This is a genomic window from Qipengyuania sp. HL-TH1 (genome assembly GCF_036365825.1).
Classification (GTDB): Bacteria; Pseudomonadota; Alphaproteobacteria; order Sphingomonadales; family Sphingomonadaceae; genus Qipengyuania; species Qipengyuania profunda.
Genome location: NZ_CP142675.1, coordinates 1136255 through 1155797, shown reverse-complemented (window position 1 = coordinate 1155797; position 19543 = coordinate 1136255). Strand labels below are relative to the sequence as shown.

The 19543-nt window shown below is 64.7% G+C and carries 18 protein-coding genes; 3 read left to right on the top strand and 15 right to left on the bottom strand.

Translation table 11 applies throughout. The features are described 5' to 3' along the window. Window positions 1–27: 27 nt before the first annotated feature. The 7 genes from proS to radA form a co-directional block, all read right to left on the bottom strand. Entirely contained in the window at window positions 28–1569 is a 1542-nt protein-coding gene (gene proS / locus VWN43_RS06245; RefSeq protein ID WP_320180225.1) for a proline--tRNA ligase, read from the bottom strand. Window positions 1570–1618: 49 nt separating this feature from the next. Next, the gene (gene phaR, locus VWN43_RS06240; protein WP_320180226.1) at window positions 1619–2161 is read right to left on the bottom strand and encodes a polyhydroxyalkanoate synthesis repressor PhaR; all 543 of its coding nucleotides are present in this window, start codon (window positions 2159–2161) and stop codon (window positions 1619–1621) included. A 75-nt stretch (window positions 2162–2236) separates the two neighbouring features. Further along, the gene (locus tag VWN43_RS06235) at window positions 2237–3271 is read right to left on the bottom strand and encodes an alanine racemase (RefSeq protein ID WP_320180227.1); all 1035 of its coding nucleotides are present in this window, start codon (window positions 3269–3271) and stop codon (window positions 2237–2239) included. A 7-nt stretch (window positions 3272–3278) separates the two neighbouring features. Continuing rightward, window positions 3279–4925, bottom strand: coding sequence for an MFS transporter (locus tag VWN43_RS06230; protein WP_320180228.1), 1647 nt, complete (start codon window positions 4923–4925; stop codon window positions 3279–3281). A gap of 44 nt (window positions 4926–4969) precedes the next feature. Next, entirely contained in the window at window positions 4970–5404 is a 435-nt protein-coding gene (locus VWN43_RS06225; RefSeq protein ID WP_320180229.1) for an iron-sulfur cluster assembly scaffold protein, read from the bottom strand. Then, complete coding sequence (locus VWN43_RS06220; protein ID WP_320180230.1) at window positions 5404–5925, bottom strand: CvpA family protein; 522 nt, start codon at window positions 5923–5925, stop codon at window positions 5404–5406. The genes VWN43_RS06225 and VWN43_RS06220 overlap by 1 nt, the downstream gene beginning before the upstream one ends. A gap of 21 nt (window positions 5926–5946) precedes the next feature. Further along, window positions 5947–7314, bottom strand: coding sequence for a DNA repair protein RadA (gene radA, locus VWN43_RS06215; protein ID WP_320180231.1), 1368 nt, complete (start codon window positions 7312–7314; stop codon window positions 5947–5949). 72 nt (window positions 7315–7386) lie between these two features. Between radA and VWN43_RS06210 the strand changes: the two genes are divergently transcribed. Next, a complete protein-coding gene (locus VWN43_RS06210) occupies window positions 7387–9699 on the top strand; it encodes a patatin-like protein (RefSeq protein WP_320180232.1) in 2313 nt (770 codons plus the stop codon). Here the strand turns inward: VWN43_RS06210 and VWN43_RS06205 are convergent. The 3 genes from VWN43_RS06205 to dnaK form a co-directional block, all read right to left on the bottom strand. Next, window positions 9696–10181: a DUF6445 family protein gene (locus VWN43_RS06205; RefSeq protein WP_320180233.1), complete on the bottom strand. Its 486-nt coding sequence runs from the start codon at window positions 10179–10181 to the stop codon at window positions 9696–9698. The two genes, VWN43_RS06210 and VWN43_RS06205, sit on opposite strands and share 4 nt — an antisense overlap. Window positions 10182–10355: 174 nt before the next feature. Further along, entirely contained in the window at window positions 10356–11477 is a 1122-nt protein-coding gene (dnaJ, locus tag VWN43_RS06200; protein ID WP_253515635.1) for a molecular chaperone DnaJ, read from the bottom strand. Window positions 11478–11545: 68 nt separating this feature from the next. Further along, on the bottom strand, window positions 11546–13474 hold the full coding sequence (gene dnaK / locus VWN43_RS06195; protein ID WP_320180234.1) for a molecular chaperone DnaK: 1929 nt from the start codon (window positions 13472–13474) through the stop codon (window positions 11546–11548). 177 nt (window positions 13475–13651) lie between these two features. Between dnaK and VWN43_RS06190 the strand changes: the two genes are divergently transcribed. Both VWN43_RS06190 and VWN43_RS06185 read left to right on the top strand, forming a co-directional pair. Then, window positions 13652–14131 (top strand): copper chaperone PCu(A)C, encoded by a 480-nt coding sequence (locus VWN43_RS06190; protein ID WP_320180235.1) that lies wholly within the window; start codon window positions 13652–13654, stop codon window positions 14129–14131. Window positions 14132–14148: 17 nt separating this feature from the next. Continuing rightward, window positions 14149–14667, top strand: coding sequence for a vgr related protein (locus tag VWN43_RS06185; protein WP_320182113.1), 519 nt, complete (start codon window positions 14149–14151; stop codon window positions 14665–14667). An 85-nt stretch (window positions 14668–14752) separates the two neighbouring features. On the opposite strand, the gene VWN43_RS06180 is transcribed toward VWN43_RS06185, so the two are convergent. From VWN43_RS06180 to hrcA, 5 genes are read right to left on the bottom strand one after another with little or no spacing between them, the layout of a single operon-like run. After that, complete coding sequence (locus VWN43_RS06180) at window positions 14753–15046, bottom strand: YMGG-like glycine zipper-containing protein (protein WP_050600536.1); 294 nt, start codon at window positions 15044–15046, stop codon at window positions 14753–14755. 59 nt (window positions 15047–15105) lie between these two features. Continuing rightward, window positions 15106–16857, bottom strand: coding sequence for a DUF885 domain-containing protein (locus tag VWN43_RS06175; protein ID WP_320180236.1), 1752 nt, complete (start codon window positions 16855–16857; stop codon window positions 15106–15108). A 2-nt stretch (window positions 16858–16859) separates the two neighbouring features. Then, window positions 16860–17810 carry a cobaltochelatase CobT-related protein gene (locus VWN43_RS06170; protein ID WP_320180237.1) on the bottom strand — a complete coding sequence of 317 codons (951 nt, stop codon included), beginning with the start codon at window positions 17808–17810 and terminating at the stop codon, window positions 16860–16862. 6 nt (window positions 17811–17816) lie between these two features. Further along, window positions 17817–18413 (bottom strand): nucleotide exchange factor GrpE, encoded by a 597-nt coding sequence (gene grpE, locus VWN43_RS06165; RefSeq protein ID WP_320180238.1) that lies wholly within the window; start codon window positions 18411–18413, stop codon window positions 17817–17819. 12 nt (window positions 18414–18425) lie between these two features. Then, window positions 18426–19469, bottom strand: coding sequence for a heat-inducible transcriptional repressor HrcA (gene hrcA, locus VWN43_RS06160; protein ID WP_320180239.1), 1044 nt, complete (start codon window positions 19467–19469; stop codon window positions 18426–18428). Window positions 19470–19543 lie beyond the last annotated feature (74 nt).

Genomic DNA, 19543 nt, shown 5'->3' with positions numbered 1-19543 from the left:
ATGGCAAGGCCCGGTGTCACGGTCTGACTAATAGGCCTTTGCCAGCAGCACGCGCTCGACCGCGGGTTCGCCGGTGAAGATGCACGCGCCATCGACCGCCTCGGCCCCGATCGGCACGTTGCGGATGGTGAGCTTGTGGTCCTTCAGCCGCTCGACGACCTGTTCCAGCGCGGCGCCGGTCGGCTTCGACCATTGCACCTCGACCCAGCCGGGATAGCGCGAGGCGGAGAAGTGCTTTTCCACCTCGGCGAAATCGGTGACCCCGCGGGTGATGTTCGCATCGCGGCGCTCGGCAGCCCGGGCAAGCAATGCTGCCTGCATGTCGGTGAGGATCGCGGGAATGGCCTCCCCTGCGGCTTCGCGCGTCGGGTTCTCGAAGGCGGGCTTGCCGGTTTCGGCATCCCACAAACGGTCGCGGCGCAGCATGCTGACAACGCCATTGTCCATGTCGCGCCCGCCCACCTCGACGATCACCGGCGCGCCCTTGCGGACATAGTCCCAGCGCTTCTGCGCGGCCTTGCCCGGCCGCGTGTCGAGCAGCACGCGGAGCGGTTCGCCAAGCACGCTCTGGCCGGCCAGCGTCGCGCGCAGGACCTCGCAATAGTCGATCAGCGCCTGGTCTTCGGGCTTGTCGCGCAGCATCGGCAGGATCACCACCTGCTGCGGCGCGATCTTGGGCGGCAGGCGCAGGCCGTCGTCATCGCCATGCGTCATGATGACGCCGCCGACCATCCGCGTCGAAACGCCCCAGCTGGTGGTATGCGCCAGGCTCTCGCCGCCCTCGCGGTTCTGGTACTTGATCCCCGAAGCCTGCGCGAAATTGGTGCCGAGATAATGGCTGGTGCCCGCCTGCAGCGCCTTGCCGTCCTGCATCATCGCCTCGATCGACCAGGTCTCGACCGCGCCCGGAAAACGCTCGTTCTCGGGCTTTTCACCGGGCACCACTGCCAGTGCGAGGTCCTCGTCGGCAAAGGCCCGGTAAACCTCGAGCATGGTCAGCGTGTGCTCTTTCGCCTCCGCCTCGTCGGCATGCGCGGTATGGCCTTCCTGCCACAGGAATTCGCTGGTCCGCAGGAACATGCGCGTGCGCATTTCCCAGCGCACGACATTGGCCCACTGGTTGAGCTTCAGCGGCAGGTCGCGCCAGCTCTGGATCCAGCGCGCCATGGCATCGCCGATGATCGTTTCCGAGGTCGGGCGCACCACCAGCGGTTCTTCCAGCTTGGCCTCGGGATCGGGGATCAGCCCGCCATCCTTGCCCGCGATCAGCCGGTGATGCGTGACCACCGCCATTTCCTTGGCAAAGCCTTCGACATGCTCGGCCTCACGCTCGAAATTGGAGAGCGGGATGAAGATCGGGAAATAGGCATTTTCATGCCCCGTCGCCTTGATCCGGTCGTCGAGCAGGCGCTGCATGCGCTCCCAGATGCCGAAGCCCCACGGGCGGATCACCATGCAGCCGCGCACGCCCGATTCCTCGGCCATTTCGGCGGAGCTGATGACGTCCTGGTACCAGGCGGCGAAATCATCGTCGCGGCGTGTGTTCAAGGCATGGCGGATCTGGGCCATGGTCAATATCCCGTAATTGCTGGTCGGAGCGGCGCGCGGGCCGATGCCGTCATTTGCTCATCTCGTCCAGCTTCTTCTGCATCGCGGCCATCTGCGCGCGCATCTCGGCAAGGTCGTCGGACTGTTCGGGCCTGGGGGACTTGGACGCGGCGGGGATGAACGCCTCGGCGGCATTCTGCATCATCTTGAAATTGGCCTCGGCCATTTTCGCGAGCGGATTGGCTTCGATGCCCTTGGCGAAGGCCGACTGGATCTGTTCGCGGTTGCGGTGCAAATTTGCCATGCTGGCTTCGAGATAGCTCGGCATCATCGCCTGCATCGAATTGCCATACATGCTGATCAGGTCGCGCAGGAAGCTGACCGGGAGCATGTGCGTGCCGTGGCTTTCTTCCTCGACGATGATCTGCGTCAGGATGGTATGCGTGATATCGTCGCCGGACTTCGCATCGAGGACGTTGAAGTCGACATTCTCGCGGACCATCTTGGCCAGATCGTCCAGCGTGATGTAGCTGCTCGTATCGGTGTTGTAGAGCCGCCTGTTGGCGTACTTCTTGATGATGATCGGTTCGCCCTCGGCGGTCCGCTTGGCCATTCTCGCATGCTCCCCAATTGTGCAATGCGAGACGCTTAGCACGTGCACAAAGTGCGACGCAACACAGCGCGCTGCTCAGCCGAAGCGGTGACCGAGGATTGTCAGTAATTCATATTGCGAAAGAGTGGTTTGCCGCGCAGCATCGGGCAGGTGATAGGGCAGCGCGACCCAATCGCCCTCCCCCACGTCCGGCGCATCGGACAGGTCGAGGACGATCATATCCATTGACACCTTGCCAAGGATCGGCAGCCTGCACTCGCCATGCGTAAAATGCGCCCCTGCCCAGCTGCGCAGGATGCCGTCGGCATAGCCCAGCGACACCACGCCGATGCGCATGGCGCGGGATGCAGTAAAGGTGGCGTTGTAGCCGACCGTTTCCCCCGCCCCGATCTCGCGGCACTGGATCACCCGCGCTTCGGGATAGGCCACCTGGCGGATATCGCCCGCCAGCTCGCTGCGCGGGATGCCGCCATAGAGCGACAGTCCGGGGCGGGTCAGATCGAAGCCATAGTCGCCACCCAGCGCAATACCGGCGCTGTTGGCGAGGCTGGCCTCCTTGTGGCGGACCGCGGAGCGGCAGGTGCGGAAGGCGTCAATCTGGCGCGCATTCATCGCGCTGTCCTCGTCGGCGCAGGCCAAATGGCTCATCAGCACTTCGATCTCGAGCTGCTGGACGGCCGGGTGGGGCAGGTCGGCGGGGGATATGCCGAGGCGGTTGATCCCGGTGTCGACCATTAGATTGCACGGCCCGCCGCCGCTCTCGAGCCACAGGCGCGCCTGGCGCAGGCTGTCGATGACCGGCCTGACCCTTACCGCCCGCGCATAGGCGGCTTCCCCGGCGTCGATCGGACCGTGCAGCACCGCCACCTGCCCGGGCGGGACATGGCGCAGCACCGCGGGCACTTCGCTCCAATGCGCGACGAAGAAATCGCGGCACCCGGCCTCGCGCAGCACCGGCACGCAGGTCTCGACGCCCAGACCATAGCAATTCGCCTTTACCGCCGCCCCGGCGCGCGCGCTGCCCGACAGCGCGTCGAGCGCGCGCCAGTTATGCGCGAGGGCATCGCGATCGATACGCAGCAGCAGGGTCGGCGGCGGGAGCGTGGTCATCGGCGGCTCACGGAAGGACGGGAGACGCCGGCGGATCCTGCCCGCTATCCTCGAAATCGCGCGGCGGCCCTTCGGGCAGGCCCCACCAGGCCACGACCAGCCCGAAGCCGACCACCGCCATCGTGTACCACAGGCCCGAATAGGCATTGCCGGTCATTGCCACGATATAACCCGCGATCAAGGGCAGGAAGCCGCCGAGGTAGCCCGCCCCGATATGATAGGGGATCGACATCGAGCTGTAGCGGATCCGCGCGGGGAACATCTCCGACAGAAGCGCGGCGACCGAGCCATAGGTCAGCGCCGACAACAGGCCGAGCACCAGCAACAGGCCGATGATCCCGGCGATGCTCGCGAGTGACGGGGTCTGGCGTTCGAAGGAATAGCCATTGGCCTCAAGCCAGCTCTGGATGATCGCACGGCGCGTGTCATCGGGCAGGGCCTCGTAGCCATAGGTCGCGCTGCCGATTGCCAGTTCGGTGCGGGTGTCTTCGGTAATGGCATAGGGAACGCCAAGCGCGGTCAGATCCTGCAGCGCGCGGCCGCAGGCGCTGGCCTGGACTTCGGCGAAGGGATCGTATTCGCATTCGGCTCCGCTGATGGTGACGGGCGCGGCGCGCGCGCTGTCCTGCAGGCCCGGATTCGCGAGCGCGCCGATCCCCCAGAACACCGGGAACAGCAGCGCAAGCGCGGCGATCGCCCCGATAATGATCGGCTTCTTGCGCCCGACGCGGTCGGACCATTTGCCGACCACGATGTAGAACCCCATCGACAGCGTGCCCGCGATCAGCAGCATCCATTCGACCACGCCCTCGTCCACGCGCATCGGTCCGCGCAGGAACGACAGGCCCGAGAAGAAGGCGGTGTACCAGATCGTCGTGAGCACACCGGTGATGCCGAACAGCGCCACGAAGATGCGCTTGGGATTGCCCGGATAGGTGAGGCTTTCCTTGAACGGATTAGCCGAGGTTTCGCCTGCCGCCTTCATCGCTTGGAACACCGGGCTTTCGGACAGCTTGAGGCGCATCCAGAGCGAGATGAACAGCAGCACGATCGACAGCAGGAAGGGAATGCGCCAGCCCCATGCGGCGAAATCGTCGGCCGGGATCAGCGCGCGGCAGGCGATCACCACCGCGATCGACAGCACGAACCCGCCGACCACGCTGGCCTGGATGAAGCTGGTGTAGAAGCCGCGCTTTTCGGGCGGGGCATGCTCGGCGACATAGATTGCCGCGCCGCCATATTCGCCGCCCAGCGCCAGCCCCTGCAAGATGCGCAGGCCGATCACGATGAGCGGCGCGGCGATACCGATGCTGGCCGCGCTCGGGATCAGGCCGACACCGGCGGTGGCGATCCCCATCAGCGTCACGGTGACGAGGAAAGTGTATTTGCGCCCCAACCGGTCGCCGAGAAAGCCGAACAGGATCGCGCCAAGCGGGCGGAAGCCGAAACCGACCGCGAAACCGGCCCACACCAGCAGGATTTCCAGCGTCTCGTTATCGCTCGGGAAGAAGGCTGCGCCAATCAGCGCGGCGAGCGTACCGTAGATGAAGAAATCATACCATTCGAAGATCGTCCCCGCGCTGCTCGCGGCAATGACCAGGCGGATTTCCTTTTCGGACGGCTCCCTGTGCGGTGTGACGGCACCCTCGGGCATGTCGCGCTCCCTCCCTCGCGATTGTTCTTGGCGTGAACGCGGGTCTAGCGGGGGTCGCGGGGCTTGGAAAGCGCGTCCAGCGCAGCTCTCCACGGCAAGAGAATCGCCTCGTGCCGCCCGCGGTGCGGGCGGGCCGGTTCCAGCAGCGTGAGCCGGGGGAGGAGCGAGCTTGGCGCCTCGCCCTCGAGCCATTTGGTCAGCGACTGCAGGGTGCGCGCGATTGCCGCTGCATCCATGCCCCGCGCCTCGCGCGCGAAAATCGCCGCGGAGGCCTGGCCGACCGCGCAGGCGGTAACCTTGAGGCCGATGGTTTCGAGCCGGTCATCTTGGCTGGACGACAGGTCGATCACGCTACCGCAACTGCGCGAGCGAGCAGTGCCGCTTGCAATGGCCGCATGGTCGTAGGGATAGTTGGCCAGCTCCACCGCCAGGGCGAGCAGCTCGGGCGAATAGAGCGCAGGCGCGCGGGTGGTCGCCATCACTCGGGCGCGGCGGCCTGCTCGCGCAGGATGGCGCGGCGGTCGGCCAGCACTTCGACCAGCGCGCGCGAGCTGGCATCGACGAGTTCGTAACTGCGCGCCGTGGTGATCCAGGTGGGCCGCCCCTTGAAGCCCCACACCGTATCGTAGCCCAGCACCAGCAGCGAGAAGGCGATCACCACGATCACCATGCCCTTGAGCGCTCCGAAACCGAAGCCGAGGACGCGGTCGACCGGGCCCAGCACCGAGCCGCGCGAAGCGGTCCCGACATTGTTGGCGATGACTTTCATCGCGGCATAGGGGATCAGCAGCAGCAAGGTGAACGACAGCAGCGAGGTGGTGATATGCGCGCCGATGTACTCCTGCAGCGCAGTCGTCAGCGGCGTATGCAGGAACCGGATCGCAAAAGCGGCCAGCACCCACGCGGCAAGCGAAAGCACTTCCTGCATGAACCCACGCAGGAAACCGCCCACGGCGGCGATGCCGACGATCGGCAGGACAATGTAATCGAAACCCGTCATTTCTCTACCATGGACCGGGACTTATGAATTCCCGATTATCCGGTCAACGAGATTGGCCAATTGTCCCAAGCCGTCATAGGTCAGCGCCTCCGACCCGCCCTTCACATCCGCCGGTCCAAAGCCGCGGTCGAAGCCGAGCTTGGCGGCTTCACGCAGGCGCAGTCCGCCATGTGCGACCGGGCGGATTTCCCCGGCGAGCGAAACTTCACCCAGCCACACGCTGCGCGGCGGCAGCGGCTTGTCGGCCATCGCGCTGACCAGCGCCGCGGCCACCGCAAGGTCGGCCGCGGGATCGGACAGGCGATAGCCGCCCGCGACATTGAGATAGACCTCGGCCGAAGAGAAATTGAGCCCGCAGCGCGATTCGAGCACGGCGAGCAGCATGGCGAGCCGCCCGCTGTCCCACCCGACCACCGCGCGGCGCGGTGTGGCACCCGATTGCAGCCGCACGATCAGCGCCTGGATCTCGACCAGCACCGGGCGCGTCCCTTCGATCGCGGGGAATACCGCACTGCCGGCCATCGGCTCGTCGCGGCCCGAGAGGAACAGCATGGAGGGGTTGTCGACTTCCTCCAGCCCCTCCCCCGCCATCGCGAAGACGCCGATCTCGTCGACTGCGCCGAAGCGGTTCTTGAGCGCGCGCAGGATGCGGTACTGGTGGCTGCGCTCGCCCTCGAAGCTCATCACGACATCGACCATGTGCTCGAGCACGCGCGGCCCGGCAATGCTGCCGTCCTTGGTCACATGCCCGACCAGCACCAGCCCGACCCCGTTTTCCTTGGCGTAGCGGATCAGTTCGAAGGCGCAGCCGCGCACCTGGCTGACCGTGCCCGGCGCGCCTTCGATCGTGTCCGAATGCATCGTCTGGATCGAATCGATCACCAGCAGCTTGGGCGCGTCCATCGAACCCAGCGTGGTCAGGATATCGCGCACCCCGGTCGCGGCGGCGAGCTTGATCGGCGCGTCCGACAGCCCGAGCCGCGCGGCGCGCATGCGGATTTGCCCGGCAGCTTCCTCGCCGCTGACATAGACGACGCCATGCCCGCCGCGAGCGATCTTGGCCGCGGCCTGAAGCAGCAATGTCGATTTGCCGATGCCCGGATCGCCGCCCAGCAGGATCGCCGAACCCGGGACCAGCCCGCCGCCCAGCGCGCGGTCGAATTCGGCAAGGCCGGTGGGCTGGCGCGTCGGCAGGGCGCCGGGCTTGTCGAGCTCGACGAACTCGACCGCGCGCCCCCCGCTCGACAGATCGTGTTTCATCGAGAACACCGTCGCCGGGGCATCCTCCGCCAGCGTGTTCCATTCGGCGCAATCGGGGCATTGCCCCTGCCAGCGATTGGATACGCCGCCACAGGCCTGACAGACATAGCGTTTCTTGGGTTTCGCCATGCGCGCTTGCTAACCGGAACATTTCGCGAACGCAATTGCCTTTGTCGGTTTATCCCGTCATGAGGTCCGACAATGCGTCAAAAGGAATTGCGGATAGCGCTGGTCTGCTACGGCGGAGTGAGCTTGGCCATCTATATGCATGGCGTGACGCGCGAGCTGTGGCAGCTTGCCCGCGCCAGTCGCGATTTCCACGCGCAGGGGCCCGCGCGCGGCGGCGTGGAAGCGGTCTATCGCGCGCTGCTCGGACGGATCGCCGACGAACATGACCTGCGCTTGCGCGTGCTCCCCGATATCATGAGCGGGGCCAGCGCGGGCGGGATCAATGCCGTGTTCCTCGCGCAGGCGGTCCATTCGGGCCAATCGCTCGAACCACTGACCGACCTGTGGCTCGAATTGGCCGATGTCGACGAACTGGTCGACCCCGCGGCGCGCCTCAAATGGCGGTTTTCGAAGATGTGGGCGCAGCCCTTCGCCACCTGGCTGCTCAGCCGGCCCGGCAGCAACCTGGCCGATGCGGTGGCCCCCGAGACGCAGGCCGAGGTCGAGCGCAAGGTGTCGCACCTGATTCGCGGCCGGTGGTTCGAACCGCCGTTCTCGGGCCTCGGCTTCTCGCGCATGCTCGAACGGGCCTTCTCGGCCATGGCCGCGAGCCCGGTGGAAGAGCCGCTGCTGCCACCCGGCCATCCGCTCGACCTCTATGTCACCGCGACCGATTTCCACGGCTATCTCGAATTGCTGCGGCTGCACAGCCCGCCGGTGGTCGAGGATACCGAACACCGCATGCCGATTTCCTTCCGGACGCGCACGCCGATGACCGGCGGCATCGATATCGCCAATCCGCTCGAGCTGGTGTTCGCTGCCCGCGCGACAGCCAGTTTCCCGGGGGCCTTCCCGCCGCTGCGGATCGAGGAAATCGACCAATTGTCCGACCTCACCGAACGCAGGTGGCCGGAGAGGGAGGCGTTTCTCGAACGGATCATGCCGGTGCATGTCGCGCGGGAAACAATTGATAATGTGTCGCTTATCGACGGGTCGGTGCTGGTCAACAAGCCGTTCGCCGGGGCCATCGCCGCCTTGCACGAACGCCCCGCGCAGCGCGAAGTCGACCGCCGGTTCCTTTATGTCGATCCGCGGCCCGACCGCTATGGCGATGATGGCGGCAAGCGTGAGCCGGTGGGCTTCTTTTCCGCGATCTTCGGGTCGCTTTCGACGCTCCCCCGCGAACAGCCGATCCGCGACAATCTGGAACAGCTCGAAGAGCAAAGCCGCGAGGCCGAACGGCTCAGCCGCATGGTCGCCGCGCTGCGCCCCGAAGTTGATGCCGCGGTCGACCGCCTGTTTGGGCGAACGCTGTTTCTCGACCGGCCCACCCCTGCACGGCTGAAAGCGTGGCGGCAGAAGGCGCAGCAGGCCGCCGCCGAGCGTGCGGGTTATGCCTTCCATGCCTATGCGCAAGCGAAGTTCACCGGTATCGTCGTCCGCCTCGCGCGGTTGGCGTTGGCCGCTGCGCCCAAGCTGGGGTTCGACGATCCCGCCCCGATCGAGGCGGTGCTGCGCGAGGAGTTGATCCGGCGCGGGCTGAACACGCTGGCTGCGCCCTCGGGCGGTGCATCGCCCGAAGCGATCGCCTTCTTCCGCGAACACGACATCGGTTTTCGCATCCGCCGGTTGCGTCTGCTCGCGCGGCGGCTTGCGCGCGACTGGGAGGCCGATCCCGACATTTCCGACGAGGCACTCGAACAGGGCCGCGACACGGTCTACCGGATACTCGCGCTCTATTTCGAACGCGAGGGCGTTGCCGCGCTGGGCGCCGATTTCGTGCCCCTGGCCGAGGGGGTGATGCGCGACCCGGGGTCGCTGCTCGACATGATCGAGGCGAAGCGCCTGCTTCCCGGGCTCGACGACCGCGCCGAGGAAATGCTCGCTGCCGCGCTCGAGCAGATGCCCAAGAACCTGCGCCGCCGGATGCTGCTGAGCTATCTGGGCTTTCCCTTCTACGATGTCGCGACGCTGCCGCTGCTGCGCAATGAAGGACTGACCGAATTCGACCCAGTCAAGGTAGACCGCATCAGCCCCGACGATGCGCGCAGTATCCGCGAAGGCGGAACGCCGGCCACGCTGCGCGGGGTCGAGTTCTATAATTTCGGCGCCTTCTTCAGCCGGGCTTACCGCGAGAACGATTATCTGTGGGGCCGGTTGCACGGGGCGGAGCGGATGATCGACCTGGTCTGTTCGACGCTGGAAAAGCCCTTTGCCGCCGAAACCTGTCGCCACTTCAAGCGCGCGGCCTTCCACGCGATCCTCGACGAAGAGCAGATGGCGCAGCGGTGTACACAGCGCCTGATCGACGAGATCCGCGCCGAACTTGTCGAACGAATGCCCTAGCCCGCGGCGCGGCCGAAGAAGAGCAGCATCACCAGCCGAGCGCTTTCGGCGTCGGTGCCGAAGCCCGGCGCGGCATTGTGGAACTGCCAGGGTGAAAACAGCACGAGCCGGTTGAAGCGCATCGGGACGCGCATCACGCGCTCCCATTTGCCCGCCTGCGTGGTATCCTTATTGACTACATCGCCGACCAGCGTGTCGAGATCGGCATAGCCCGACGCTGCAAGTTCGGCGCCATTGGCGGGCACGCGTTCGAGGCCGGTACGCTTGTGGCGAAAGAAATCGGTCCCGCCGGCCCCCGGTCTGGCGCAATCTTCGGGGCGCGAGAGGTAGAGGATGCCGGAGTAGAAAGCGGGGTCGATATGCACCCCGCTGCGGCCCTTGTCCGCTTTCAGCGTCATCCGGCAACGGCCATGCTCGGTCTTGTCCGCCCCCTTGAGCGCGAGCCCGAGATGCCGCGAGACCGAAGCGTTAATCCCGTCCATCGGCAACGCGCCGGTTGAATCGCGGCCCGGATAATTCCCCCCGTTCCCGGCGGCGCATAGTCGAGCGCGAGCGCAGCCCGCCGCGCGGCCCAGGGGTCGGACAGGAAATCGTCGATGATCGTCAGCGAAGGCAGCATGGGCCGCGCTTATCGCCAGCGCAGCCCTGCTTGGCAATCACCCGCCGATCACATCCTTGAGCTTGTTGAAGAAGCCGCGGCTTTCAGGGCATTCGTCGCCGGTTTCCAGCTCGCGGAACTGTTCGAGCAGCGCGCGCTGTTCCTTGCTCAGCTTGGTCGGGGTCTCGACTGCGATCTCGACCACTAGGTCACCGCGTCCGCGGCCCTGCAGTACGGGCATGCCCGCACCGCGATGGCGCAATTGCTTGCCCGACTGGATACCCGCCGGAATTTCGATCGTCACATCCTCGCCATCGAGGTTGGGAATATCGATCGACCCGCCCAGCGCAGCGGCGGTGAAGCTGATCGGTACGCGCGTGGCGAGCGTGGTGCCTTCGCGCTGGAAGATCGCATGCGGTTTCACATGGAGGAAAATATAGAGATCGCCCGGAGGCGCGCCGCGCGGTCCGGCCTCGCCCTTGCCCGACAGGCGGATGCGGGTGCCGGTATCGACACCGGGCGGGATTTCGACCTCGAGCGACTGCGCCTTGTCGACGCGTCCCTCGCCGCGGCAATCGCGGCATGGCGAGCTGATGACTTCGCCGCTGCCATGACAATTGGGGCACGGGCGTTCGACGACGAAGAAACCCTGCTTGGCGCGGACCTGGCCCTGGCCGTGGCACAGGTTGCAGGTGCGCGCGCGCGTTCCGGGCGTTGCGCCCGAGCCGTGGCAGGTTTCGCAATTCTGCGAGACTTCGATCTCGATTTCGGTCGATTTGCCGTGGAAGGCTTCCTCGAGTTCGATCTGCAGATCGTAACGCAGATCGGCACCGCGGCGCGGACGGGCACGCCCACCGCCGCCAAAGGCGCTGCCGAAGATGGTCTCGAAAATATCCCCGATATCGCCAAAATCGGCGCCGGGATGGCCGCCGCCACCGGGGCCGCCCTGCTGGAAAGCGGCATGCCCGAAGCGGTCGTAGGCCGCGCGCTTCTGCGGGTCCTTGAGCACTTCATAGGCGGCGCTGAGCGCCTTGAACTTCCCCTCGCTCTCGGTGCAGCCGGGGTTGCGATCGGGATGGTGCTTCATCGCGAGCTTGCGATAGGCCGACTTGATCGTCGCCCCGTCGGCATCGCGGCTCACTCCGAGCAATTCGTATAGTTCGGTTTCGGTAGTCGACATGGCTTCCCAATGACTAATCGCCACCGGTGCGTTGGGGCACCGGTGGCGATTGGTTTTTCATCGTCCGATCAGTTCTTCGCGTCTTCGTCGACTTCGGAGAACTCGGCGTCGACCACGTCGTCCTCGGCCGCGCTATCCGCTGCTTCGGCATCTCCGGTAGGCGCGTCGGCAGCATTGGCCTGCTCCTGCTCGTAGATCGACTGGCCCATCTTCATCGCGCTCTGCGACAGGTCCTGGGCCTTGGCGTTGATGTCGGTAGCGTCATCACCTTCGAGCGCGGTCTTGAGCGCCGCGACCTTCTCTTCGACTTCGCTCTTCAGCGAAGCGTCGATCTTGTCGCCATGCTCTTCGAGCTGCTTCTCGGTTGCGTGGACGAGGCTGTCGGCCTGGTTGCGGGCCTCGGCGCTTTCGCGGCGCTTCTTGTCCTCGTCGGCGAACTTCTCGGCATCCTGGACCATCTGGTCGATATCGTCATCGGACAGGCCGCCCGATGCCTGGATGCGGATCTGCTGCTCCTTGCCGGTGCCCTTGTCCTTGGCACTGACGTTGACGATGCCGTTGGCGTCGATGTCGAAAGTGACCTCGATCTGCGGCACGCCGCGCGGGGCAGCCGGGATACCGACCAGGTCGAACTGGCCGAGCATCTTGTTGTCCGCGGCCATTTCGCGTTCGCCCTGGAAAACGCGGATCGTCACCGCGTTCTGATTGTCCTCGGCGGTCGAATAGGTCTGCGTCTTCTTGGTCGGGATCGTCGTGTTGCGATCGATCATCTTGGTCATGATGCCGCCAAGGGTCTCGATGCCCAGCGAGAGCGGAGTCACGTCGAGCAGCAGCACGTCCTTGACGTCGCCCTGGAGGACGCCGGCCTGGATCGCTGCGCCCATGGCGACGACTTCATCGGGGTTCACGCCGGTATGCGGCTTCGAACCGAAGAATTCTTCCACGACTTCGCGAACCTTGGGCATGCGGGTCATGCCGCCGACGAGGATGACCTCGTCGATCTCGTCCTTCGAGACACCGGCATCGGCCAGCGCCTTCTTGCACGGTTCGAGCGTACGCTTGATCAGGTCGCCGACGAGCTGTTCGAGCTTCGAGCGGCTGAGCGTTTCGACGAGGTGCAGCGGGGTCGAGCTGCCGCCTTCCATGCGCGCGGTGATGAAGGGCAGGTTGACTTCGGTCGAGGCCGAGCTCGAGAGTTCGATCTTGGCCTTCTCGGCGGCTTCCTTGAGGCGCTGCAGCGCGAGCTTGTCAGTCCGGAGATCCATGTTCTCCTTCTTCTTGAACTCGTCCGCGAGATATTCGACGATCGTGCTGTCGAAATCTTCGCCGCCCAGGAAAGTGTCGCCATTGGTCGACTTCACTTCGAACACGCCGTCACCGATTTCGAGGACCGAAACGTCGAAGGTACCGCCGCCAAGATCGTAAACGGCGATGGTCTTGCCGTCTTCCTTGTCCATGCCATAGGCGAGCGCCGCGGCGGTCGGTTCGTTGATGATGCGCAGCACTTCGAGACCCGCGATCTGGCCGGCGTCCTTGGTCGCCTGGCGCTGCGCGTCGTTGAAGTATGCGGGAACGGTGATGACCGCCTGGGTGACGGTTTCGCCAAGATAGCTCTCGGCGGTTTCCTTCATCTTCTGCAGGATGAAGGCGGAAACCTGGCTGGGCGAATAGTCTTCGCCGCCGGCTTCGACCCATGCGTCGCCGTTCTTGCCCTTGACGATGTCGTAGGGAACCAGGCCCATGTCCTTCTTGGTCAGCGGGTCATCGAACCGGCGACCGATCAGGCGCTTGATCGCGAACAGCGTGTTGTCGGGATTGGTCACCGCCTGGCGCTTGGCCGGCTGACCGATCAGACGTTCGCTGTCCTTGGTGAAGGCAACGATCGACGGTGTGGTCCGCGCGCCTTCCGAATTCTCAATGACCTTGGGCTTGCCGCCGTCCATCAAGGCGACACAGCTGTTGGTGGTGCCGAGGTCGATACCGATAACTTTGCTCATGGTTTCCCCATCTGTTTCAAGTCGTTGGACACCGCACTTTGGGTTCCCCAAAGCTGGCGGAACCGGTTGGCGGCTCTATCCGGTGGTGTGTTACCCGCGTGATATAGGTGCGGTTTTCCTTGGCACAAGGGAGAGCGCGCGCTAGTTTTTGCGCAGGACGAAGAGGGGATGAAATCCATGAAATTCACATATTTCGCACCAGCAGCGCTGGCTTTCGCTACGGTTACACTGGCCGCTTGTTCGGGCGGCGCCGAGGAAGCAGCGGCACCCGCGGTCGACGAGGTCGCACTGGAACTGAGCGACGCACGCCTGATGCTGCCGGCGGTATCTGGCAATCCGGGCGCGATCTATTTCACCGTCGCCAATACCGGCGAGCGCAATTACGCGATCCGCCGCGCCGATGTGGAAGGCGCCGGCCGTGCAGAACTCCACGCATCGATGCAGATGGATGGCGAAATGACCATGGACAGCGTGGGCCAGGTATTGGTCAATGCGGGGGATGAAGAGACTTTCGAACCCGGCGGCTACCACGTTATGGTGTTCGATCTCGACCCGGCAATCGCGGCGGGCGACACGGCCGAGATGACGCTGACCGTTGTGGGCGGCAAGCAGAAGAGCTTCCCGGTCGAAGTCCGCGCCGCGGGTGACGAACGCTGAGCGATGGGCGCGACACGCTGGGGGTTGCTGCCCATGACGAAGCGGTCGCGCCAACCTGCCCCGTAGGAGGGGAACGTCCGCTGACAGCGGGCGAGATTGCGCTCGCCCAATCGGTTTTCGGGCACGCGATCGATTATGCCAGGGTGACGATCCGGCGGCGGAAGTGGTTTCCCTTCCAGCCCCGCCGGATCACCATGGCCCCGCGCGGACACGTGCATTTCCACCCTCGCGGCGATGCCTATTGCGATGATTTCTCGACCACGCATGTGCTGCGCCAGGGGTTGCTGATCCACGAGCTGGTGCATGTCTGGCAGGTCCAGACCAGGGGCGACTGGTATTTGGTCACGCGCCGGATGCCATGGGCGCGCTATGATTATGCGCTCAAACCCGGTTGGCCGCTCGAACGCTATGGCATCGAGCAGCAGGCCGAGATCGTGAAACACGCCTTCTGGCTGCGCAATGGTGTCAAGGTCGCGGGCATCGCCGATCCCGCAGCATACGACCTGCTGGTCCGCTTCCCCGGGGCCGAGCGCTAGGAAGTGCGGGCAGCCGATGCAAAAAGGGCCGCCCCATGCGGGACGGCCCTTGTTCGTTCGGTCGGATGTTCATCCGACCAGGCGATCAGCGCCAGTAGCGGGCGTAGCGATCGTCGTCACGGCAGTCGTCGTCGACATAGCGGCCATCGCCGTAATAGCCGTCGCAATCGTCGTCCTTGTCGCTGACATAGCCGATCACCCCGCCGATCGCGGCACCGGCTAGCGCGTAAGTTTCGAGGTCTTCGCCCAGCAGTGCGCTCAGCCCGGCACCGGCAGCCGCGCCGGCAGCTGCGCCCTCGACCGCGTAATTCTGGGCGCAGGCGCCCAGTCCGAGGCTCGAGGCGAGTAGCGCGGGTGCGAGTAACAGCTTGGTGTTCATGGTATCTCTCCGTTTGCGTCCCTGTCGGATCACCTACGGACGAGCGGCTTCGCCGTTCCTCAGTCGTAGGTCACGCCGGGCAAACCCTGCCCGCCATCGGCGATAAAGGCATTGATGCGCGCTTCGAGCGCGGGCAGCGGCACCGAACCGAGCGACAGCACCACATCGTGGAACTTGCGGATGTCGAACGCTTCGCCGAGTTCCTCTTCCGCCTTCGCACGGACGCGGCGTATCGTCATCTCGCCCAGCTTGTAGGCCAAGGCCTGACCCGGCCAGCTGATGTAGCGATCAATCTCGGTGCCCACTTCGCGGTCGGACAGGGCAGTATGGCTCGACAGGTAATCGACCGCCTGTTCGCGGCTCCAGCCATAGTGGTGGATGCCGGTATCGATCACCAGCCGCGCCGCGCGCCACATCTCGTAGGACAGCCGCCCGAACTTCTCATAGGGCGTGCGATAGATCCCCATCTCCTCGCCGAGATATTCGACATAGAGCCCCCACCCCTCACCAAAGCCCGAAAAATAGGTCTGGCGGCGGAACCGCGGGGCTTCCTCCTGTTCGAGCGCGACCGCGCCCTGGAAACTGTGCCCGGGCGCGCATTCGTGCAGCGTCAGCGCGGGGATGTTGTAGAGCGGGCGCGAAGGCAGGTCGTAGGTGTTCATCTGGCACGCATCGAGCCCGCCGCGCCCCGCGGTGTAGAAGGGGGCGATTGCCGGATCGACCGGGCGGATCGTGAACCGGTGACGCGGCAGGAAGCCGAAATAGTCGGCGAGCTTTCCATCGACGCGCTTGGCGACATAGGAGGAAACCCCCATCAGCTCATCGCCGCTGCGCGCCACGAATTGCGGATCGGTGCGCAGGAAGGTGACGAATTCGGCAAGCGTGCCGTCGAAGCCCGCCTCGTCCTTCACCTTTTCCATTTCGGCGGTGATCCGCGCGACCTCGTCGAGCCCGATGCGGTGGATCTGCTCGGCGGTCAGGTCGAGCGTGGTGTATTGGCGGATCTGCTGCGCGTAATAGGCCGCGCCATCGGGGAACTCGCTCGCGCCAAGGGTCGTGCGCGTATTGGGCAGATATTCCTCGCGGAAGAAGGCGAGCCATTGGGCATAGGCGGGCGTTACGTGCTTCGCGATTGCCGTGCGCCCGGCTTCGCGCAGGCGCTCCTGCTCGTCCGCGGGAATGCTGCGCGGCATATCGGCGAAGGGCGCCCAGAAGGGGCTCTGCTCGGGATCGTCGACGACATAGGATGCGATCGACACATCGCGTCCTTCCAGCGTCACCCGCGGAACCGAAAACCCGCGCGCCAGACCGGCCCGCGCATTGGCGGTCTGCTCGGCGAAATAGCGCGGGATATCGCGCATCCGCCCGATGTAGTTCCGATATTCTTCGGCCGTGGTGAAGCCGCCGCGCGGGGCCAGATAGGACCAGAAATTGCTGTCGCTGTCGAAGGGCATTTCCCATTCGGCAAAGCGCGCATCACCGATTTCGGCCTCGAGCAGAGTGCGCAGCACCAAGGCGTCGGTCCGCCCCTTTGCGCCCAGCGCGGAACGGTCGATTGCCTCAAGCTCACTAAGGTATTCTACGTAGCGTGCCGCCCGTGCCCGCTGCGCTTCGGGCGTGACCGACCACAGGCTGGCGCCGCGCTCGGTGCTGCCATTGACGTTTTCGGTCAGCCCGAATTGCTCGAGCTGGTAATCGTAATAGCTGTCCGCCACCGCCGCGAGCCGCGCATCGGCCGCCTCTTCGGCAGCGAGCGGCGATGCAGAAACGACGGCAAGGGCGCATGCGGCCGCCCCAAAAATCCAATGCATTATCAACCCTCCGTTCTTGTCCCGCCAGTGGCCGTGCCATCAAGGAACGGAATTATTGCTTGGAGCAATGAGCCGCCCTCTTCTACGAGACCCGACTGCGGGTAAAACTCGCTCACGCGGTAGTCGAGCCCAATCCCAATGGGCGTGATATGCTCGCGCTTCTCGATTTCAGACATGGCCTCAACCATATCTTTGAACAGGAAACTGTTCCCGTTCGCTGCGAGCGTCGCGTCGTCCACTGGCGCCCCATCCGACAGGACGACAAGCATCTTGTTGGGTGTTCGCTCCTGAACCAATCGGTCCGCCGCCCATCGAAGCGCTTCGCCATCGACGTTCTCCCGAAGAATATCCGTCCTGAGCAGCGCATCCCAGTCATCGTCGCCACCGGGCGAACCGAAATCGGAAACAACAATGTGAACTAGGGCGCACAATCGCCCGGGGTATTCGGGCGATCCATCTGCAAGCCAGTTTTTCCGTACCGGACCGCCCCGCCAGCCGCGGGTTGTGAAACCATACACCGCTACGTTCGACTCATGCTTCGTGAGCCATTCCGAAATTGCCCTGACTTCTCCTAGCACTTCCGGTAGCCGCTTTGCCATCGATCCAGACAGATCAATCAGAAGGCAAACCGACGCCGGTGGCTTGGGAGGGCGAAACTCGACCAAACGAGAAATACCGTGCGCACGCGCTGCAAGGTATGCTTCCCTTCGCCTATCGATATCCCGCTCGAAATCACCGCTGGGGCTCTCACCAGCAGTCCCATCGGCGTCGAGCAGAGCGGGAAGGTCTCGTGCCCTTATCTCGAGATCAAATTCCTCAGTATATGACGAGTATACCTGCTCAGGCCAGTCCGCGACCGCCGAGACAGGGCGCGCCTGAGCCCGCCTCCCAAGCCACCATAGAAACAAGATAACGGCGCCCCAAAAAATGCCGGTCAGGGCGCCGTTCAGCACAGGCTATCAGTCCGGCTTCTTCGCCACGCCGACCATGGCCGGGCGCAGCAAGCGGTCCTTGATCATGTAGCCGGCCTGCATTTCCTGCACGATGGTGCCCGGCTCGACCTCGTCGCTCGGCACTTCCATCATCGCCTGGTGCTGGTTGGGATCGAGCGGCATGCCCTTGGCGGCGATGCGCGTGATGCCATTGCCGGCAAACACCTTCTCCAGCTCGCGCTGGGTGGCTTCGATGCCCGAAATGAAGTTCTTGGCCTTCTCGTGCTCGCGCAATTCGTCGGGCACATGGTCGAGTGCGCGCGCCAGATTGTCCGCCACGCTGAGGATATCGCGCGCGAAGTTGGTCGCGGCATAATTGCGCGCATCTTGCACGTCCTTTTCCAGGCGGCGGCGCACGTTCTGCGTCTCTGCGCGCGCGTAGAGCACGTCCTGCATCGCGGTTTCGAGATCGCCCTTGAGCTTGCCGAGTGCATCGTCGAGCGAGCTTTCCTCGCTGTCCTCATCGGTATCGCCACGAAGGTGTTCGGGCACGCCTTCCATTTCGCGTAGCACTTCGTCGTCGACCGCCTTTTTCTGCGGTTCGTTGTTGTTTTCGTCGGTCACGTAATAACCCTGTCAGCCTATGCGTTTGCCCAAGGATCGGGCGGTGAAATCAACCATGGGGACGACCCGCGCGTAATTCAACCGAGTCGGGCCGATCACCCCCAGTACGCCGACCACCCTGCCCTCGCGGTCGCGATAGGGCGAGGCGATGACCGACGAACCCGAAAGTGAGAACAGCCGGTTCTCCGCGCCGATAAATATCCGCATGGCTTCAGCGCGGCGTGCACGTTCGAGCAGGCTGGCGACCGACTGCTTGCTTTCGAGATCGTCGAGCAGCGAGCGGACGCGTTCGATATCGCCCAACGCGGCTTCGTCGAGCAAATTGGCCTGCCCGCGCACAATCATGACCGGGCGCTTGGCCGCATCCTCGCTCCATGTCGCGAGCCCGCGCCGCACCAGGTCGCTGCTGGCTTCGTCGAGCGCGGACTTCCCGCTGGCGATCTCCGCTTCGACCGTGCTGGCCGCCTCAGCCAGGGTGCGACCGGAGCTGCGTGCGGTGAGGTAATTGCTGGCCTGTTCGAGCGAGGTGCCGAGTGCTTCGGCGGGAAGCGTGATGATGCGGTTTTCGATCTGGCCGTCTTCGCCGACCAGCACCGCCAGCACGCGGTGTGTGTCGAGTGCGGTCAATGAGACCTGCGCCAGACGCGGCTCGCGCGTCGGGACCATGACCATGCCCGCTGCCCCCGAAAGGTCGGACAGCAGCGCGCTGGTTTCCTCGAGCGCGCGTTCGATCGGACCGGGTTCGCCCAACCGCTGCTCGATCGCGTCGCGTTCCTCGCGCGTTGGTTCGGCCACCTGCATCATCGCATCGACGAACAGCCGCAATCCGGTATCGGTGGGCATCCGCCCCGCGCTCGTATGCGGCGCCGCAAGCAGCCCGCGCGCCTCGAGATCGGCCAGCACGTTGCGAATCGAAGCGGGGGAGAGATTGACCTGCCCGCCGCCCGCCAACGCTTTCGATCCTACCGGCGAGCCGCTGTCGAGATAACCTTCGACGACGAGACGGAATATCTCGCGGGCGCGTTCTGTCAGATCGTTCAGCGGCGGGGAATTCATGCCCCCTATCTAACCACTCCCCTTGCGGCCTCAAGGGGCTTGCGCCACAGGCACTCGCGAGATCTCGACTGCAA

Coding starts and splice junctions, on each gene's coding strand:
- proS (WP_320180225.1), bottom strand. CDS start 1,569: ATGGCCCAGATCCGCCATGCCTTGAACACACGCCGCGACGATGATTTC.
- phaR (WP_320180226.1), bottom strand. CDS start 2,161: ATGGCCAAGCGGACCGCCGAGGGCGAACCGATCATCATCAAGAAGTAC.
- VWN43_RS06235 (WP_320180227.1), bottom strand. CDS start 3,271: ATGACCACGCTCCCGCCGCCGACCCTGCTGCTGCGTATCGATCGCGAT.
- VWN43_RS06230 (WP_320180228.1), bottom strand. CDS start 4,925: ATGCCCGAGGGTGCCGTCACACCGCACAGGGAGCCGTCCGAAAAGGAA.
- VWN43_RS06225 (WP_320180229.1), bottom strand. CDS start 5,404: ATGGCGACCACCCGCGCGCCTGCGCTCTATTCGCCCGAGCTGCTCGCC.
- VWN43_RS06220 (WP_320180230.1), bottom strand. CDS start 5,925: ATGACGGGTTTCGATTACATTGTCCTGCCGATCGTCGGCATCGCCGCC.
- radA (WP_320180231.1), bottom strand. CDS start 7,314: ATGGCGAAACCCAAGAAACGCTATGTCTGTCAGGCCTGTGGCGGCGTA.
- VWN43_RS06210 (WP_320180232.1), top strand. CDS start 7,387: ATGCGTCAAAAGGAATTGCGGATAGCGCTGGTCTGCTACGGCGGAGTG.
- VWN43_RS06205 (WP_320180233.1), bottom strand. CDS start 10,181: ATGGACGGGATTAACGCTTCGGTCTCGCGGCATCTCGGGCTCGCGCTC.
- dnaJ (WP_253515635.1), bottom strand. CDS start 11,477: ATGTCGACTACCGAAACCGAACTATACGAATTGCTCGGAGTGAGCCGC.
- dnaK (WP_320180234.1), bottom strand. CDS start 13,474: ATGAGCAAAGTTATCGGTATCGACCTCGGCACCACCAACAGCTGTGTC.
- VWN43_RS06190 (WP_320180235.1), top strand. CDS start 13,652: ATGAAATTCACATATTTCGCACCAGCAGCGCTGGCTTTCGCTACGGTT.
- VWN43_RS06180 (WP_050600536.1), bottom strand. CDS start 15,046: ATGAACACCAAGCTGTTACTCGCACCCGCGCTACTCGCCTCGAGCCTC.
- VWN43_RS06175 (WP_320180236.1), bottom strand. CDS start 16,857: ATGCATTGGATTTTTGGGGCGGCCGCATGCGCCCTTGCCGTCGTTTCT.
- hrcA (WP_320180239.1), bottom strand. CDS start 19,469: ATGAATTCCCCGCCGCTGAACGATCTGACAGAACGCGCCCGCGAGATA.